Origin of the sequence: Streptomyces ureilyticus (assembly GCF_011045025.1) — a bacterium.
GTDB classification, from domain to species: Bacteria; Actinomycetota; Actinomycetes; order Streptomycetales; family Streptomycetaceae; genus Streptomyces; species Streptomyces ureilyticus.
Genome location: NZ_JAAKZX010000015.1, coordinates 69,132 through 86,607, shown reverse-complemented (window position 1 = coordinate 86,607; position 17,476 = coordinate 69,132). Strand labels below are relative to the sequence as shown.

At 68.4% G+C, this 17,476-nt stretch carries 13 protein-coding genes, 1 tRNA gene and 7 pseudogenes; 9 read left to right on the top strand and 12 right to left on the bottom strand.

Annotated elements, in window-relative coordinates; translation table 11 throughout:
* Both G6048_RS07770 and G6048_RS07765 read left to right on the top strand, forming a co-directional pair.
* Positions 1–128 (top strand): annotated as a pseudogene (locus G6048_RS07770) (GntT/GntP/DsdX family permease); the annotation flags it as partial.
* A 51-nt stretch (positions 129–179) separates the two neighbouring features.
* Positions 180–253: transfer RNA gene (locus G6048_RS07765), tRNA-Gly, on the top strand.
* Between the two features lie 126 nt (positions 254–379).
* Here G6048_RS07765 and G6048_RS49290 read toward each other — a convergent pair.
* Positions 380–590 (bottom strand): annotated as a pseudogene (locus G6048_RS49290) (cation transporter); the annotation flags it as partial.
* A gap of 164 nt (positions 591–754) precedes the next feature.
* Here G6048_RS49290 and G6048_RS07760 point away from each other — a divergent pair.
* Together G6048_RS07760 and G6048_RS49285 are read left to right on the top strand one after the other, a co-directional pair.
* A complete protein-coding gene (locus G6048_RS07760; protein WP_165338689.1) occupies positions 755–1,663 on the top strand; it encodes a hypothetical protein in 909 nt (302 codons plus the stop codon).
* 265 nt (positions 1,664–1,928) lie between these two features.
* A pseudogene (locus G6048_RS49285) lies at positions 1,929–1,991 on the top strand (hypothetical protein); the annotation flags it as partial.
* Positions 1,992–2,088: 97 nt separating this feature from the next.
* Here G6048_RS49285 and G6048_RS07750 read toward each other — a convergent pair.
* The 3 genes and pseudogenes from G6048_RS07750 to G6048_RS07740 form a co-directional block, all read right to left on the bottom strand.
* Complete coding sequence (locus G6048_RS07750; RefSeq protein ID WP_328825699.1) at positions 2,089–2,568, bottom strand: ASCH domain-containing protein; 480 nt, start codon at positions 2,566–2,568, stop codon at positions 2,089–2,091.
* The gene (locus G6048_RS07745; RefSeq protein ID WP_328825698.1) at positions 2,565–4,601 is read right to left on the bottom strand and encodes a GNAT family N-acetyltransferase; all 2,037 of its coding nucleotides are present in this window, start codon (positions 4,599–4,601) and stop codon (positions 2,565–2,567) included. Before G6048_RS07745 ends, G6048_RS07750 begins: the two co-directional genes overlap by 4 nt.
* Positions 4,602–4,823: 222 nt before the next feature.
* Positions 4,824–5,564: pseudogene (locus G6048_RS07740) on the bottom strand (tyrosine-type recombinase/integrase); the annotation flags it as partial.
* Between G6048_RS07740 and G6048_RS07735 the strand changes: the two are divergent.
* A complete protein-coding gene (locus G6048_RS07735) occupies positions 5,542–6,093 on the top strand; it encodes a hypothetical protein (protein WP_206341299.1) in 552 nt (183 codons plus the stop codon). The pseudogene G6048_RS07740 and the gene G6048_RS07735 overlap by 23 nt on opposite strands.
* A gap of 458 nt (positions 6,094–6,551) precedes the next feature.
* Here the strand turns inward: G6048_RS07735 and G6048_RS07725 are convergent, their stop codons facing one another.
* From G6048_RS07725 to G6048_RS07705, 5 genes and pseudogenes are all read right to left on the bottom strand, one after another.
* Entirely contained in the window at positions 6,552–6,887 is a 336-nt protein-coding gene (locus tag G6048_RS07725; protein WP_165338699.1) for a YnfA family protein, read from the bottom strand.
* Between the two features lie 171 nt (positions 6,888–7,058).
* Positions 7,059–8,230: pseudogene (locus tag G6048_RS07720) on the bottom strand (XdhC family protein).
* Positions 8,231–8,489: 259 nt separating this feature from the next.
* A complete protein-coding gene (locus G6048_RS07715; protein WP_165338687.1) occupies positions 8,490–10,673 on the bottom strand; it encodes a xanthine dehydrogenase family protein molybdopterin-binding subunit in 2,184 nt (727 codons plus the stop codon).
* A 169-nt stretch (positions 10,674–10,842) separates the two neighbouring features.
* The gene (locus tag G6048_RS07710) at positions 10,843–11,838 is read right to left on the bottom strand and encodes an FAD binding domain-containing protein (RefSeq protein ID WP_165338686.1); all 996 of its coding nucleotides are present in this window, start codon (positions 11,836–11,838) and stop codon (positions 10,843–10,845) included.
* Complete coding sequence (locus G6048_RS07705; protein ID WP_165338685.1) at positions 11,835–12,329, bottom strand: (2Fe-2S)-binding protein; 495 nt, start codon at positions 12,327–12,329, stop codon at positions 11,835–11,837. Before G6048_RS07705 ends, G6048_RS07710 begins: the two co-directional genes overlap by 4 nt.
* 255 nt (positions 12,330–12,584) lie before the next feature.
* On the opposite strand from G6048_RS07705, the gene G6048_RS07700 reads away from it, so the two are divergent.
* Complete coding sequence (locus tag G6048_RS07700; protein ID WP_165338684.1) at positions 12,585–13,481, top strand: helix-turn-helix domain-containing protein; 897 nt, start codon at positions 12,585–12,587, stop codon at positions 13,479–13,481.
* Positions 13,482–14,096: 615 nt separating this feature from the next.
* Here the strand turns inward: G6048_RS07700 and G6048_RS07695 are convergent.
* Together G6048_RS07695 and G6048_RS07690 are read right to left on the bottom strand one after the other, a co-directional pair.
* Entirely contained in the window at positions 14,097–14,783 is a 687-nt protein-coding gene (locus G6048_RS07695; RefSeq protein WP_328825697.1) for a hypothetical protein, read from the bottom strand.
* Between the two features lie 478 nt (positions 14,784–15,261).
* Positions 15,262–15,696, bottom strand: a pseudogene (locus tag G6048_RS07690) (sensor histidine kinase); the annotation flags it as partial.
* Between the two features lie 154 nt (positions 15,697–15,850).
* Between G6048_RS07690 and G6048_RS51760 the strand changes: the two are divergent.
* Entirely contained in the window at positions 15,851–16,138 is a 288-nt protein-coding gene (locus G6048_RS51760) for a hypothetical protein (protein WP_165338681.1), read from the top strand.
* 96 nt (positions 16,139–16,234) lie between these two features.
* On the opposite strand, the pseudogene G6048_RS52200 reads toward G6048_RS51760, so the two are convergent.
* A pseudogene (locus G6048_RS52200) lies at positions 16,235–16,408 on the bottom strand (sensor histidine kinase); the annotation flags it as partial.
* A 259-nt stretch (positions 16,409–16,667) separates the two neighbouring features.
* Here G6048_RS52200 and G6048_RS07675 point away from each other — a divergent pair.
* A complete protein-coding gene (locus G6048_RS07675; protein WP_165338679.1) occupies positions 16,668–17,021 on the top strand; it encodes an ArsR/SmtB family transcription factor in 354 nt (117 codons plus the stop codon).
* Entirely contained in the window at positions 17,018–17,332 is a 315-nt protein-coding gene (locus tag G6048_RS07670; protein WP_165338678.1) for a hypothetical protein, read from the top strand. The genes G6048_RS07675 and G6048_RS07670 overlap by 4 nt, the downstream gene beginning before the upstream one ends.
* Positions 17,333–17,476: the final 144 nt, after the last annotated feature.

The following is a 17,476-nucleotide window of genomic DNA, read 5'->3' as shown; positions in this document are numbered from 1 at the left end:
TCATCGTCCTGCTCATCACCAAGTTCAAGCTGCACGCCTTTCTCGCGCTGACCATCGGCACGCTGGCGCTGGGCGCCATCGCCGGGGCGCCGCTCGACAAGGCCATCGAGAGCTTCAGCGCCGGCCTGGCATGAGGTACAGTGAATCCGCGTTTCGACGCCGCTCAGCGGCCGTCTTACGCGGGTGTAGTTTAATGGTAGAACATCAGCTTCCCAAGCTGAGAGCGCGAGTTCGATTCTCGTCACCCGCTCCAGAATGAAACCCCAGGTCAGCGGCCTGGGGTTTGTTTGTTGTCTAGACCAATTTGGGGGGTGCGTGCCCTCCGCGTGCCCCAAGTCGCGCGAATGCGCGCTCCAGGCAGCCCCTGCTGGCGGCACCACGACCGCAGCGCCGCCAGCAGGGGCTGCCTGGAATCGGCGACCGCGTCGGCGGAGTCAAGTTCGCGGCCCGCGCGGCGTTGGGGCAGCGGACAGGAACGGCATGACCGCGAGCAAGAGGGCAGCGAGGACGATGCCAGGGACGGAGCACTCCACCTCCCCCGTGCTGGTCAGCGCACGTACCGTGTCGGCGGTGACATAGGCGGCGTGCGCGCGAACGTTGCGAGGTCATGCCACCCGCAGGTCGTCCGCGGTGGGCCTGACTTCCTCCGAGCCCCGACGCCAGCAGATGCACCAGGGGCGACCCCCAAAGTCCACGAGAGGCGAGCCCTCCTCCCACTCTTTGCCCAGTGCGCTGGAAGAGTTACCGTTCCTATATGGCTGATTTGACACAAGACGTCCGTTTGGTCCTCACGGGACGCATCGAGTTCCAGCAGGACATCAGCGTGGCCCAAGGGGCAAGGGTGATCGGTCTGCTGCAGGCTTCTCCCGAGCCCGAACTCCCAGCTTCGCGCCCCGAGCCAGTTGCACTTCCCCCTCCACTCGCCCTGGAGGCGGAAGAAGCTCCCCCCGAGCTCCCAGCGCGTGAGAGCGCTCCGCCGCGGAAGCGCATCGAGGGACCGCGTCAGGCCCTGGAACTCTCCGGCGCGAGAACCATTCCGGAAAGAATGACGGCCTTTGCCGCATACCTCCTGAAGGCGGAAGGGCACGAGACGTTTACACAAGGTGACATCCGCAGGCTTTTCCAGCGCGCACGGGATCGTGTTCCGTCGCACTTCACTCGCGAGTTCGACAAAGCCGTGCATGCCGGCTGGATTCACGAAGGGGAGACCAAAGGCGAGTTCTATCTGTCACAGACCGCCCAGGGCGTGTTCGAAGATCGCTTCGACGCCCTTCGCGGCAAGCGCAGTCGCAAGCCGGACAGCGCCGCTTCGTCGTCGAGAGGAACCGTGCGGAGAGCACCACGCCCGGTCCCAGTACCGGAGCCCTTCTCCAGCCTCGACCACATACCCACGACACTGGACGGGGTGATTCCGTACCACAAGGTCAAACTGAAGCGGGACAAACTCCTCTGGGCCCTCAAACTGGCCAAGCAGCTCGGCATCGACGCCCTGCAGAGTCCGGAAGCCGCGTGGCTCACCGACAAGGTCGGAGACGGGCTCCCGACCCGGGACATGTACGGCCACTTCATGGGGCTGAGTCGACAGGGATACGCCAACCGCTCGATGATCGACAACGCCATGCGGATCACTGAAGCGGGCGAGGAGTACCTCGCATCACTGTGACTCCGAGCATCGCTTGGATCGGCAGGCGGCCCGCCAGACGGGCCCAATCCCAGGAGTGCGGAGCTTCGAGACGCCGTGGGACCGGTGGCTGCCCTGCAGTACGTCGGGCTCGCCCACGCGAGGCCGACGAGTGACCTGAGCGCACATCGTCCATATATCAACTGACGAGTTCTGCACGGGGCGGGTTCGCGCCGGGGACGGAGCACGTCAGGGCGGCGACGCGAGCGCCGAAGGTGCAGGCGTCGGTGAGACCGATCTGACGACTGTGCGGCAGCTGGTGCGGGAGCAGGGGGAGCTGGCTGGGCGGATGCTGCTGAGCATCCTGCGCGGGGAGGAGACCGAGCACGATGGCGTCGTACCGACCCAGCTCGTCATCCGGGGTAGCACCGCCCCACCCCGCGCCCAGCACCCGGCACTCGTTTCCCCTATGCGGGCACCAGGTCGCCCAGCGCCTCGCGAAGGGCCGTCACCACCACCGGCCCCGCTTCGGCCACCTGCCGCAGGTCATCGCTCTTCATGTAGCGGTAGCTCTGGGGCGGGTGGAAGGTCCCCGTCGCACGCAACGCATTGAGTGATACAGGCTCGTCGAAAGCCACGGGGGCTTCCAACGTGAGGCCGCTCGCCTGAGTGGCGCCGCTCATATAGGCGTCGTACTCGCGTCGGGTGATCCCCGTCTGGGTGCGGTGGGCCGACCAAACCTCCTTTGGAGACGCGACCTGGACTGCCGCAATGCGCGCCATGCCCACCAGGGCCATGGTGGGCGCGGTCGCGTACAGCAGAACTGGGGTACCGGGAGGCGCGGCGACGCGTTGGCGGCGGACCTCCACCGTCTTGCTGCCGGCCAGAATCGCGGTGGCGAAGCGCGGGTGGACGGACAGCAGCATCGCGCGTTCCGGATCGCTCACGTCGTTCGGTGCCCCTCTTTGTAGACCGCCTGGAACAGCTCGTTGCTGATCTTCGACAGCGAGATCAGCGACAACGGTAGTCCCAGCTCCTTGGCCAGGGAGGTCAATCGCCGCAGCGTCACCGGCTTGGGGAAGATCTCGGTGTCCGAGAACCTCAGCGCCATAGAGCGTCCGGAGGCATCAGCGGCTCCTTGTACCTCAGCCCGACCATATACGCCCAGGTGTTCGAATTTCGAGAAGAGGGTGTCCGGTGTGTCGATGAGCACCTCGGCGAGACGCGAACTGCCCACCACCATCTGGCCGTCCACACCTGCAGTGCCCTTGCTGACGTACCAGAGCAGACGGGCGGGAACGCTCTCGCCTCGGTGCCCGGAAGACCGGTAGTAGACGTGCTCCCGACTGATCCCCAGTGCGTCGCTGCGCGGCAGCAGCATCGCCGGGACATTGAACAGTTCCGTGGACCAGCGCGGTTCGATCGGCACCAGAAATGACGGCAGCTCGGAGTCGATGACCTTCGCCGGCCACCAGGCGCGCTCCACCACGGCGGCCACCTCGGCCGGCATCCCAGCGTGAAGTGAGGCTGCTTCCACGGTCAGCTCGCGGGCGAGTCCGCCGGCCACCGCCTCCACCTCGGCCGCCGTACCGCACACATCCACCAGGAGGGCCACGAACTTGCCGTCGTGATCGAAGAAGCCGTCGTCCCCAGCGGCGGCCTTGGCTACGGCGGAGAGATGCGGGTCGCTGATGCGTATGATCTCCGCCCCGCAGTCGCGCCCATGACGCTTCAGCTGGAAGAGCAGCTGCCTGGCCAGGGTCTCTTCCAGCGGATGGCCTGCGGTGCGCAGTACGGGGACGATCAGCGTCCGACCGTCCAACGCCCATGCGTAGAGGGCGACCGGATGGCCCTGCCCATCCCTCAGCAGCTCGCGACGCCATACGACTGTGTCATCGGTCAACGACCGAAGGCGCTCGGCGAAGGCCGAGCCGTCGTCGCCGCCCGATTGATTGAAGAAGGCGACCAGTTCATCCTCAGCGCCTGGCGCCACCTCACTGGACCGGAACTCCGTGCCCATCAGATCGGCCGGGCGGTACACCTGAGCCTGCCGCAGCTCGTCCACGTGCAGCGTCACGATGGAGGGCGATACGACGCGGACTCGGGCAACTTCCCAAGCCACGTCGGCCAGTCGGGACAGGAGCGGATTCCGGGTGGCCAGAACTTGAAGGCCGGCGCACGATGTCTCGGCCACGTACTGCAGGCAGCGCCGGAATGCCGCGTCGGCCGGGAGGTCCGGCAGTGACTCCGTTGCTGCCTTCAGCAACTCAGCTGTTCGTTCAGCCACGGCCGCGGCCGCGGGAGTCAGCTGGCGCAGCCCGTGGAGCGCTGCCCTCTGGTGCTGACGCTCGGCGGTGTCGGCGATGTCCCGGATCTGATGGACCAGTTGAGGCGTGTAGGCGAGTTCGACGAGATCCGTCATCCAGCCCGCCTCCAGCGCGCGAGATTCCTCCACGCCGGTCGTTTCGGCGAGTCCACGCAGATCGGCGAAGATGCCGTGGTCGACGGTCACCACCAGAAGCGCGTCGCTCTCCACCTCCGTGAACAGGTCTGGATGTCCGAGGTCCAGCCACCATCCGTCGAGGATCTCTCCATCCCGGCCGCGTCCCCGCACCTCACCGTTCGGGACGAACCCCAGGCTCGTCCACATGTCGCTGAGTTCGTAGTCCCGTCGACATTTGGCCTTGATGCCGAGCCGTTGTGGATACCGCTGCTTGATCGCCTCGACCAGCAGTCGGGCCATGCCCCGGCCGCGCTGTTCCTCCGCCACGCACAGGTGGGCGAGGCGTATATGGGCACTCCTTTTCGGAAGCCCGAACAGCGCGTAGCCGATCATCTGGTCCGCTTCGACAGCGACCAGAAGCCCTCCGTTCTCCGCCACCTGTCGATACGCAGGAGGCGTCAGCAGCCCCAGCGTCTTCGTGTAGCGATCGCCCAGCGCCACGGACTTGTCGATCAACTCGGCTTGCGCGGGCGACACGGGAAGTACCTTGACCGCCATCGCTCCCCCTCCAGAAGGGCCGACCAGGGCCGACCTCAACTCCCCTGTCAGTACATACAGGGAAAGCTGATCTCAACCGAGGCCAACCCTCAAGGGGGCACGAGGGGCGCACGGTGCTGCAGCGGCTGTCACGGAGCGGATACTGCCGTACGGACCCCGGCCAAGACCTGTCCGGCCGGGGTCCGTACGCCCAATGCGTTGTCACGCTTCCTCGGCGTGCCGTTCGCCAGCGTCTGACTCTCGCAACTGCTGCCGCACCTCAGCATCGATGCCTTGAGCGAGCCTGCGCTGGTGCTTCGCCGTCGAGTGCTGGTAGATCAGCTGGGCCCGCTCCGAGGAGTGGCCGGCGCGGACCATGAGGTCCTTCAGCTTGGCGCCAGTGTCGGCGGCGAGGGTGTTGCCGGTGTGCCGCAGGTCGTAGAAGCGGAAGTTCTCCGGCATCCCGACCTTGGTACGCGCCTTGCGCCACTTGCGACCGAAGGTGGAGCGGCGGAAGGGCGCTCCCTTCTCTCCCACGAATAGAAGGCTGTCCGGCTCCTTCTCGGCGAACCACTGCAGGTGCCGACGCAGCTCGGGCTGCAGGAAGTCAGGCAGATAGACGGTGCGCGTGCCCGCGCGGGTCTTGGGGTCGCCCGTCACCCTCCTTCCGTTGGTCAGCTCCGGGGACGCTTGCGTTACGCACAGGGAGCATTCATCGAGGTCGACGCTGTGGCGGCGCAACTCCGCAAGTTCCTCGGGTCGGAGGGAGGCGAAGGCGCCGAGCAGGACCATGAGGCGCCAGCGCGGGCCCATGGCGTCGGCGAGGTCGAAGACCTGCGCGATGGTCGCGGTGGGACGCTCGTCGGCCTCCTCCTTGCCGGCGCCCTTGATGCGGCATGGGTTGCTGCGGAGGAGGTCGTCGTCGACCGCGGTCTGAAGGATGGCCTTCAGCAGGCGGTACGACGCCCGCGGCCGCGACGGCATCCACGAACTGCTCGACATCGAGACCGCCCGAGCCACCGCCGACACACTCACCACCCTCCACGACGACCTCACCCACGGGGTCGGCATCTCCGGGCCCGCCGCGCGGCGGGCCATCCACGCGGCAGCGCAGGCCCCGACCTTCGCCGGGTCGATCCGCACCCACCGCCAGGCCCGCGACATCCTGGGCAACCCCGCCCTGACGGTCTACGACAACCCCCGCTCCTTCCTGATGTGCGTCTACAACCGGGACCGAGCGCTGTGTCACCGACTGGACGTCACCGACGCCCCGCGGCTGGACCGCTGCCAGCCGTCATGCGCGAACGTCGCACGCACCGACCAGCACGCCGCCCAGCTCCTGCAGCACGCCCAAATCCTGGAGAAACAGGCCGCCTCTGAGGCGTTGCCCGGCCCGCTCGCCGAACGGCTGGCCCGGCGCGCCGACCAGTTGCGGGAGCTGGCCGACCGCCACGAGCACGACCGCATCCACCCCCAGGAGCCGACCTCATGAGCCCAGCCCCCGATGAGCGCGACCGCATCCGCGCCGCGATGGACCGCATCCTGGACAGCGCACCCGAGCACTCCAACGGGGCGCTGACGATCGTCGCCCTGGCCACCGAGGCCGGCGTCCCACGCAACGCACTCACCCAGCGGCACACCGACCTGAAGAACGAGTTCTACGACAAGGTCCGCGCCCGCGGGGGCACCCCGGACAGCGAGCAGCGGCTGCGCAAGCAGCTCCGCAAGCTCAAGGAACTTCGGGCTGCCGACGCAGAGGAGATCGCCCGGCTGAAGGCCGACGTCGAAGGCCTCGTCGGCGCGCTGCACCAGGCCACGACCGAGAACCAGTTCCTCCGCCACGAACTGGCGGAGCGCACCTCTGTGGTCCGTGCACTGCCCGTGCAGCTCCGGCGCCCTACGGCACCAGCCGGGCCCGGCCACCGGGGTGGCGCAGGGGAGTGGAAGCGATCAGTGGCTGCGGGGCGCGTACATGATCACAGCCATGCCCGCGAGGCAGACCAAGGCGCCGATGACATCGAAGCGGTCGGGGCGGTAGCCGTCGGCGACCATGCCCCAGGCGATCGACCCGGCGACGAAGATGCCGCCGTACGCGGCGAGGATCCGACCGAAGTTGTCGTCGCTCTGGAAGGTCGCGACGACACCGTAGAGCCCGAGGGCGATCACGCCGGCACCGATCCAGATCCAGCCTTTGTGCTCGCGGATGCCCTGCCACACCAGCCACGCCCCGCCGATCTCGAACAGGGCGGCGACAACGAACAGGGCAACTGAACGAGCGACAGTCACATCAGCTGACCCTACCGACGGACTGTGTCGGTGATCATCAGCGGGTCCCTGGACGACTGGCAGCCGCATCCACCCTCACCTGCGGTCTTCGGCGCGCAGGAGCACGAGCGGCGGCGCTGGCCCAACCACCAGGTTCCACCGGCGAGCACGGCCAGCACGACGGCGAGGGCATCAAAAAATCTGGGGGTGGAACTCCATCGAGACGAGCTCCACGTCGCCACGATGACGCGCTCGGTCATGGTGGATCGGTGTGTGCGAGCCGCTCAGCGGCAGACCTGTTCCGCCCTGCCGGGCGGCGACGATCTCGGCCGCGATGGACAGGGCGTCTCCTCGGGCGTGCGGGCGCCGAGATCGAGGCCGATCGGCGAGTGCAGTCTGGCCAGTTCGGCTTCGGTGAGGCCCTTCTCGCGGAGTCTGCGGTCGCGGTCCTCGTGGGTGCGGCGCGAGCCCATCGCGCCGACGTAGGCGGCCGGCAGCCGCAGGGCCGCTTCCAGCAGGGGCACGTCGAACTTGGCGTCGTGGGTGAGCACACACACCACCGTGCGGTCGTCGGTGTCCGTTCGGCGCAGGTAGCGGTGCGGCCAGTCGACCACGATGTCGTCGGCCTCGGGAAAGCGTGATCGGGTGGCGAAGACGGGTCGGGCGTCGCACACCGTCACGTGGTAACCGAGGAACTTGCCCATGCGCACCAGCGCGACGGCGAAGTCGATGGCGCCGAAGACGAGCATGCGGGGCGGCGGCACGCTCGACTCGACGAACAGGGTCAGGCCGGGCTCGCAGTGGGTTCCGTCCTGCGCGATGTCGAAGGTGCCCGTGCGGCCGGCGTTCAGCAGGGAGCGGGTTTCGTCGGCGGCGGCGCGGTCCAGGTCCGGGTGTCCGCCGAGTTCGCCTTCGTACGATCCGTCGGGGTGAACCGCCAGCGCCCGGCCGAGGAGTTGTGCCGGGCCTTTCACCACGCGGGCGAGTGCCGCCGCCTCGCCCCGGGCGGCGGCCGACAGCGCCATCTGGAACACCTTCCGGTCCGGTCCGTCGGCGGGCACCGGCGTGACCAGGATGTCCAGGACACCGCCGCAGGTGAGTCCGACGGCGAAGGCGTCCTCGTCGCTGTAACCGAACCGCTCGCGCACCGCCTCGCCGTCCTGGAGTGCCTGGGCGCACAGGTCGTAGACAGCGCCTTCCACACAGCCGCCGGAGACCGATCCGATGGCCGTTCCGTCGGTGTCGACGGCGAGCGCGGCGCCCGGCCCGCGCGGCGCGCTGCCGCTGACGGCCACGACCGTGGCGACGGCGAAGTCCCGGCCTTCCCCGAGCCACCGGTTCAACTCATCGGCGATGTCCAGCATGGTGACTTCTTTCTCGTCAGCATCCGATTGCGTGGGGTGGTGGGCGACGGCGGACACCCAGGTGTCGTCCTCAGTCGCTCCCTGGGTCTCACGGCATCGAGAACGTCGGTTCTGTGAGGACTTCGGCGATGTCGATTCCGATCGAAGGGGGGTCCCGCCGATCCGCAGTGAGACGGCGCGGGCCGTCGTCGCGCACGCGGCGCCCCAAAGGCCGTGCGCGTCGACGGCCCACAACTGCCGCCGCCTCACTGCCTCTATGTCAGAGCAGCTTGTCCAGGGTGATCGGCAGGTCCCGCACTCGCTTGCCGGTCGCGTGATGCACGGCGTTCGCCACGGCCGCACCGACACCCGCGGTGGACACCTCGCCGGCGCCGAGAATGCCGAGCGGCATCTTGGGGTCCGGGTCGTCCAGGAAGGACACGTCGATCGGCGGGATGTCGGCGTGCACCGGGACGTGGTACTCGGCCAGGCTGGGGTTCATGATCCGTCCGGTGCGCGGGTCGACGAGGGTCTCCTCCGCCATGGCCAGGCCCAGGCCCATCACGATGCCGCCACGCATCTGACTGGCCGCTGTCTTCGGGTTGATCACCCTGCCGATGTCGAACACCCCGGCCCACCTCGACACCCGCGTCTCGCCGGTCTCGGCATCGACCTTGACCTCGCAGAAGTGCACACCGGAGGCGGCCTTCACCCACCGCTGGGCATCGAGCAGGAAGTTCGGGAGAAACCGCGCCCGCCCGGCGATCCGGCCGAGCCGCGTATCCGATCCAACGACGGCCTCGACGTGCGGCACCTTCGCGCGCCGGAGAATCTCCTCGTTGGTGCCACCGCCCGTCTTGCGTGCCATGGACTTCAGCGTCTGCTTGAGCTCCTCGCACGCCTGGACCACGCCGGCCGCGACGCTCGCGGTCTGGGCAGATGCACCGGCGAACGGTCCCAGCGGCAGCGCGGAGTCGCCGTACTCCACGCGAACGGCGTCGAACGGCACACCGAGCGCGTCGGCCGTGATCTGGGCCTGGGCCGTGGCCGCGCCCATGCCCATCTCGTGGAAGCCGCAGCGCACCAGCACGCCCCCGTCGGCCGACAGGCGCACCGTGACGTTGACCGGCAACGTCAACGCCCGGTGGAACGCCGTCGCCACGCCCGTCCCGACCAGCCACCGGCCGTCGCGCGTGGAACGCGGTTCGGGGTTGCGCTCGTGCCAGTCGAACCGCTCCGCGCCCAGCGCGTACAACTCACGCAGCCTGCGGTGCGAGAACTTCTTCCTGCCGCCGATCGGGTCGACCGCGGTCTCGTTGCGCATGCGCAGCTCGATCGGGTCCATGCCCAGCTCACAGGCCAGTTCGTCGATCGCGGACTCCACGGCGAAGGTGCCGATCGCCTCGCCCGGCGCCCGCATGAAGGTGTTCGGCAGCAGGTCGAGCGACACGAGGTCGTGCCGCGCGAGGATGTTCTCGGCAGCGTAGAGATGCTGGGACGCAGCGGTGACCTGTTCGAAAGGACCGCCGATCGGGCCGGTGCGGGTGATGCTGGTGTGTATCAGCGAGGTCAGCCTGCCGTCGCGGTCCGCACCCAGCGCGACCCGCTGGATGGAGGGGGTGCGTCCGCCCACCGTGCGGTAGACCGATTCCCGTGAGAGCACCAGCCGGACGGGCCTGTCGGTCGCCCGCGCTGCCATCACAGCGAGGATGGTGCCGGGCCAGATCGCGGACTTGCCGCCGAAGGCGCCACCGACGAACGGCGCCAGCACCCGCACGTTCGTCCTGGGGACCCCGAACCGCAGCGCGAGGTGGGTGCGGAACCAGTCGATGGCCTGCGTCGCGTCGTAAACGGTGAGCCGGTCGCCGTCCCAGTTCGCTGTGGTGGCGTGCAGTTCCAGCGCGTTGTGATTCTGCGGCGGGGTGGTGTACCGCAGGTCCAGCGACACCGGTGCGGCCTTGAGCGCGGCTTCCGCGTCGCCCTTCTTGGCCCCTCGGGGGAGGAGCGGGTTGTTCGGCTGCGGCCGTGCGTCTTGCTCGGACCCTTCGAAGTCCACGACGGACTTCGTCACCGTGTACTCGGCGCGCACCAGCGCGGCGGCCTCCCGGGCGGCGGCGGAGGTCTCCGCGACGACCACCGCGATCGGCTGCCCCTCCCAGTGCACCTCGTCGCTCTGCAGATAGTTCACCGAGGTGCCGGAAAACATCACGGTGAGGTTGAACGCGCCGGGCTTGGGAGCCGGTTTCAGCGGGGGCGCGTTGAGGTGAGTGAGGACGGCGACCACGCCCGGCACCGCACTGGCCTCGTCGGTGTGCAGGGCGGTGATCCGGCCGCGGCTGATGGTGGCGTGCACGAGTACGGCGTGCGTGAGGCCGGGGTAGAAGTGCTCGGCGGCGAACTTGGCCGCACCGGTCGTCTTGACGCCGCCGTCGACGCGGTCGAGCGGTTGTCCGATCGTGGTCATGCCGCCCTGCCCTCTTCCGTACGGCCCGGTCGCTCGCTGCGCGAAAGTCGCGCGAGCCGGACAGGGATGGGTTTCACAATGACTGCCCCACATCGCTCAGGGGACTGATCCTTCTGATCCGCCGCGGGCGGAAGCAGCCGCAACCGTGTTGTCCCGCTTCCTCTCGGCATCAGGCGGCGCTCCCGTCGGTCAGCAGGCGCCGCAGAGTCGCCACGATCGTGCGCTGCGCGAGTTCGATCTTGAACGCGTTCTGTGTTCCGCCCTCCGCGGCGGCGAGTTCGGCTTCCGCCGCCCCCCGGAAGGCCTCCTCGGCCGCCGGCCGGCCGAGCAGCACGCGTTCGGCTTCGGTGGCGCGCCACGGCTTCGTGCCGACGCCGCCCAGGGCGAGCCGGACCTCGGTGACCACGCCGTCCTCGACGGCCAGCGCGGCCGCGACGGAGACGAGGGCGAACGCGTAGGACGCACGGTCGCGCACCTTTCGGTAGCGCGAGTTCGCTGCCACCGGCACCGGCGGCAGCTCGACGGCCGTGATCAGCTCGTCGGCGGCCAGCACCGTCTCGATATGGGGCGTGTCGCCGGGCAGCCGGTGGAACTCGGCGACCGGTATTCGCCGGGTGCCGCGCACGCTCTCCACCTCGACGACCGCGTCGAGCATCACCAGCGCCACCGCCATGTCCGAGGGATGGGTCGCGATGCAGTGCTCGCTCGCCCCCAGCACCGCGCCGCCGCGGGAGAACCCGCCGATCGCGCCACAACCACTGCCGGGCGCACGCTTGTTGCACGCGGCGCTCTCGTCGTAGAAGTACATGCAGCGGGTGCGCTGCAGCAGGTTGCCTCCCACGGTCGCCATGTTCCGCAGCTGTGCGGACGCTCCGTGCAGGATCGCCTGCGCCAGCACGGGATAGCGGGTCCGGATGAGGGGGTCCGCCGCGAGCCGGCTGTTGGTCACCAGCGCGCCGACGCGGATCCCGCCGCCTGGCAGTTCCTCGATCCCGGTCAGCGGCAGGCGGGTGATGTCCACGACCGTCGAAGGCTGTTCGATGCCCTCCCGCATGAGGTCGACGAGGTTCGTCCCGCCCGCCAGGAACTTCACGTCCTCGTTGCTGGCTATCGTGCGCAGCGCCGTGCCCGTGTCGGGTGCGCTGACGTAGGAGAACGACTTCACTTCGCGACCTCCTTGATCGCCGAGACGATGCCGTTGTAGGCGCCGCAGCGGCACAGGTTGCCGCTCATCCGCTCCCGGATCTCCTCGTCGTCCAGCTCGCCGCCGGTGGCGGCGAGGTGCTCGGTCGCCGCGCTGGGCGCGCCGTCCTTGTGCTCGGCGAGCATGCCGATCGCCGAACAGATCTGGCCCGGCGTGCAGTAGCCGCACTGGAATCCGTCGGTGCGGACGAACGCCTCCTGCAGCGGATGGTCGACCCCTTCGATGGTCGTAATCTCACGACCCTGGTACTGCACCGCCAGCGCGAGGCAGGCGTTGATCCGGCGGCCGTCGGCGAGCACCGTGCAGGCACCGCACGCGCCCTGGTCGCAGCCCTTCTTGGTACCGGTCAGGCCCAGGTACTCGCGCAGCGCGTCGAGCAGGCTCACCTGTGGTGAGACGTCCAGTCTTCGCGCGGATCCGTTGATCCGAAGCTCGATCTCCACCCGTTTCATACCTCCGGTTCGCGTTCGGGTACCAGCCGATGCCGAATCCGTCGGGGTATCCCGGGCGTACGTTGTTGAAGCGGCGCGACAGCATGAACCGCTTCAACCCTCACAAGATCGGTCGGTCAGGCGTAGACGAGCTCGGCCTGCCACTGGTCCTTGCACGGTCCATGCAACAGGGAGGGCGGCCGATGGGGGAGAGTCTGATGACCCAGGTACTGGCAGCACCCCCCAGACCGCCGGCAGGGGACTTAACCTCGAAGAATGGACAGGCGAAAAGAGATCCGTGAGTTCCTGACCTCCCGCCGGGCCAGGATCACGCCCGAGCAGGCGGGGCTGCCCGTCTACGGCCGGGGCTCCCGGCGCGTCCCCGGACTTCGCCGCGAAGAGGTCGCGCTCCTGGCCGGAGTCAGCGTCGACTACTACACGCAGCTCGAACGCGGCAACGGCCGCGGGGTCTCCGACAGCGTCCTGGACAACCTCGCGCGAGCGCTCAAACTCACCGAGGCCGAACACACCCACCTCTTCGACCTGGTCCGCGCCGCGAACGCCACCACCCGCCCCCGTCGGGCCGCCAGAGCACAGGTACGTCCCGCCGTCCAGCGCTTCCTGGACGCCCTGACCATTCCCGCCCTCGTGTGGACCGCACGCTCCGACACCCTGGCCGCCAACCGCCTGGGGCGGGCCCTGTTCTCACCAGTGCTCCAGGACCGGCCCCTGCCCGTCAACAACGCCAGGTTCGTCTTCCTCGACCCGAAAGCCCAGGAGTTGTTCGGCGACTGGGAGGACGTCGCCAACGACACCGTCGCCGTTCTGCGCTGGGAAGCCGGCCGCAACCCCTATGACCGGGCACTGACCGACCTGGTCGGCGAACTGTCCACCCGCAGCGAGTTCTTCCGCACCCGCTGGGCGGCACACAACGTGCACGTGCACCGCAACGGCGTCAAAAAGTTCCACCACCCCGTCGTCGGCGACCTCTCCCTGGCCTACGAGTTGATGTCCATCGAGGCCGACACCGGCCTGACCCTCATCTCCTTCAGCCCCGAACCCGGCTCGCCCTCCGAAGACGCGCTCAGACTCCTTGCCAGCTGGGCGGCCACCATCGACCGCGAGCAGGCTGCCCCTCCGGCGCCCAAGCCCGACCCACGGCGGAACCGCTGAGACCACGGGCGAAACCGTCGCCGTCACTGGCCCTCTGGGTGGGCAGGCTGAAACGTGCCATCGGTGGGCATGGCGTGCCCACACCGTTGCGCCCCCACCTAAAGAACCAATCACCAGAGATCGGATGAACACCGAGGGCTCGCCCTCCCGGTCACCTGCACACTCGACGACACGGGTCTCCCGCCCGGCGCCCCCGGACTGCGGGTCTACCAGCACCGCGCCGCCGCTGCCGGTCTCGCCGTTCTCAGCTACCGCCTGAGCTGAAAGCGCAGCAGGTTCCCGTTCGTGCTGGTGGTCCCTACCGGGACAGTCCCGAGTGGGGCGCCGGGGTCGCGGACGTTCGGCCCAGCGGTTCACCAACTGCCCCATGATGCATGCGAGGTTCACGTGTACGGAGGCCCGGCCGCTCCCTACGGCCCGGGACTCCGTGCGTTGGCGCGCTGCGCCTACTTCTTCGGCTTCCTGGCGTCCTTCTGCGCCTGCTTCATACGCTCGAGGACCGCGTTGTAGACGGCGGTGTCCTTCGGGTTGGCGAATGCTCACAGCAGGTGAGCTGTACCTCCGAGCGGGCGATAGGGCTGCGGTCGAGGACGATGGGTTCTCCTTGCGACAGCACTACGACGCCTGCGTGCTACCGGCCGGTTGCTTCCGCTGACGAAGCCGCTCACGGAGGGCACCCACCATGGGAAGCGTCAAGCCGAGGAAGAGGAACAACACGGCCAGGCCGCTGAGGGAAGGGCTCACGACCTCCTCGACGTCCAGAGGCCAAGGATCGTCCACGAGGTAGAAGATGATGTACGAGCCCTTGGACACCGTGTAAGCGATGCCCAGCGTCGCGGCCATGGGGGACAGAGCATAGCCAGCGCCGCTCCAGGGTCGGATGCCCCAGTTGCGCTGCGCAGTCCTTCCGCACATGAAGGCCAACTCACCGCAGGTGACCAAGACATACGACAGGTAGATCAGCAGGTACGCGGCCACCGATTCGTTGTGCACATACGCGGTGGTGAACTCCATGTCCGGCTCGTTCGCCGCCAGGAAAAGCGGCACCATGATCGCCAGCTCCACCATGGCCGCGAAGGCCCGCTGGAACATCGCGGCGCGCAAGTACTCGGAACGGTAGGTCAGGTCAACCATCGTGATCTGGAGAGCGGCGCACCACAGGATCGCGCAGATGTGGGCAATCAGTTTGCCGACGTTGGCGACACCGGTGGCGTCCTCCGCTGCCTGAGCGACCACGGGGACGGCGAAGAAGACGCCGAGGGTGCAGATACCGAAGGCGGCGGCGATAGACCAGGTCGACACACGCGGGTTGCCGACGGCTCTCCTGGTGCAGAGAGCGGTGACCAATAAGCCGGCCACAGTGCATATCCCGAAGATTATGCCGTCCACTTAGAGCCCTTCCAATGAAGATCCACCATCCTGATTCCTGCTGGTCAGCAGGGCTGGTGTGATGTCTCGGCGGGGTACTTGTGCTGGTCGGGCGGGAGATCGTTAGCACGTGATCGTCCGTCACGGGCGGCCTCGGGGATTCCCGGGCCGGGGCGGCGGCCTCCCGCATAGGTTCCGCGGTGGGAGGGATGTGCATGACGGACGTGCTGACGTGGACGGTCGAGGGGCTCCCGCTGTCGGGAGGCACGCGCTCAACCTCCGCCGCTGCTGCTCCGGGGCCGCCGCGAAGGCAGTCACGCTCAGCCAGCAAGATCCAACAGATTCACAGCCGCTCGCCTGACAAGTGCAGAGAACAAGCTCAGTTCAACACGCTGAACTTGACAGAGAAGTCCATGGTGAGCAGGCCCATGACGTGCCGCAGCTCGGTCATGGCCGCTCGGCCGCTCGCCTCGACGGCGAGCAGTGCCTCGTCGGCCTCGTCGGGGACGGCTCGCATGACCCTGCGGGCGGCGCCGGCCTGGATGACCATGACGCTGACGTTGTGGGTGACGACGTCGTGCAGTTCGCGGGCGATTCTGGCGCGTTCCTCGTCGACGGCCCGGCGCAGCGCCTCGGCCTGCTCGCGTTCCACGGCGGTCAGCCGGGCGCGGCCTTCGTCGGTGCGTACCCGCCAGGTGCGCAGGCCGTTGGCGGCCATCGCGAGTGGCCCGAGGATCCACAGGACCACGTACTCGTTCGGGACGATGCCGGGCTGGTACGGGTAGACGTGGGTGGTCGAGGTGCCGGCGCGCATCCTCAAGGCGGAGGCCAGGGCGATCAAGGAGGAGGAGCAGGGTACGACCGGGGAGCAGGCGACCCCTCGCGTGGTCCAGGGCGAGACCAGCACACCCGGCCCAGCGCCCGCTGATTCGCCCCGGCCCGCCACGCGACCGGGCGGCGAAGAGCCTCCTCGCACCCAGGGCTGACACACGCCCGTTCACATGCCCACGGCGCGCGGCAGCATCGGCAAGGAGTTGCAACTCCCGCTCTCCATAGGCCGGATGGTGGGTGCCGGAGTGGAAGTGGCCGGTCACCGGGGCGCCGAGCCGCCGCAGCCGGGTGTCCAGGGAGTGGGTCAGGTCGTGGATGACGGCCTCCGCCGGGTCGTACGCGCTGTCCGGTTCACCGAGCAGCAGCGGCACCAGCGGCCAGAGCATCTCCAGCACCGGCAACCCCTGCGGGTTCACCACGTCCTTGCCGACCCACAGCGCGACCAACACCCGACGTGAGCGCGGCCACGAGCCCCGTCCACAGAGTGCGCCGCCGGCCCCCTGCACGGCGACGGTGTACAGCGCCACGATCACCGGCAGATTCAGCAGCTCACCGATGTGCCCGTACAGCGCCCAGCCCGCGGAGGCCGCCCCTGTCACGACCGCGATCGGCACGGGCCACCGCCTGCGCCAGAGCAGCGCCAGCAGGGACACGGCCAGCAGCCAGGTGAACCAGTCGGCCTGTCGGTACTCCGGTTCGTTCACCGCCGCGTCCGGTCCGGTGAACATCCCGACGACGGCCACCACCAGCACGTCCACCGCACCCGGCGGCAGCGCCCGCAGCCGGGCGGGCAGGTCCAAGGTCGTTACGGCCTCACCGTATGAGCGGGACCGGCCGGGCGCATACGACGGCGGGAGTACCCACACGCGTCCCCCGAACCGACCCTGAGACATCCCCCATCCGACCCTGAGATGTGTCAGGAATCTTTGACAGGTGCCCGCTGGGGCTGTCAGCCTTTTCTGACAGGTACGAGGGAAAGGGGCCGCGATGCCCGAGGTCCCGCCTCCGGCACCGACGGGTGACGAGTTGCTGAAGGTGCTCTCCGCGCTCGGCAATCCGCACCGCATGCGGATCGTCGCGGCGCTCATGGAAAGCCGGAACTACGTCAGCGCGCTGGCGCGCGAGATCGGTATGGGCCGACCGCTGCTGCATATGCATCTACAGCGGCTGGAAGCCGCCGGGCTGGTCGTCGGCACGCTCGAACTCGCGGAGGACGGCAAAACGATGAAGTACTTCGAAGTCACGCCGTTTTTCTACGAGTTGACGCCCCACATCATCGCCCAGGCGGCCGCGACCATCACCGAGACCGCTGACCGGACCGCGAAAGAGGAAGCGAAGTGAACAAGGAACTGGTGACGCTCGCCGCCGACGGATCCGAGGTGGAGGCCCTGGTCGGCGCTGTCGGCGCGGCCGGGGTCTTCGCCCTGCTCATCGTGATCGTCTGGCAGCTCGCCGCCACCTGGCGGGCCCGGATGCTGGCAGCGCGCGAGGAGCAGTACAAGGAACTCGCGACGAAGTACGCCCAACTACTCGAAGACACCGTGGAGTTGCAGCGCCGGACCGTCGAGGAGCAGCGGCAGACCCTCGATGAGCTGACACAGACCCGGCTGGCGGTCGGCTCGATGGAGAAGATGATGCGCGAGATCGAATAGCCGTTGCTCGGCCGTAGACCTACAGGCCGAAGTACGGCCGGGAGCGCCAACTCCCGGCCGTACCGAGAAGCACACACCCCGGACACACCCATCCCGTACGCCACGGCAGGTCGTCACACCTCATGCGCCGTGGTGCGGGCCCCG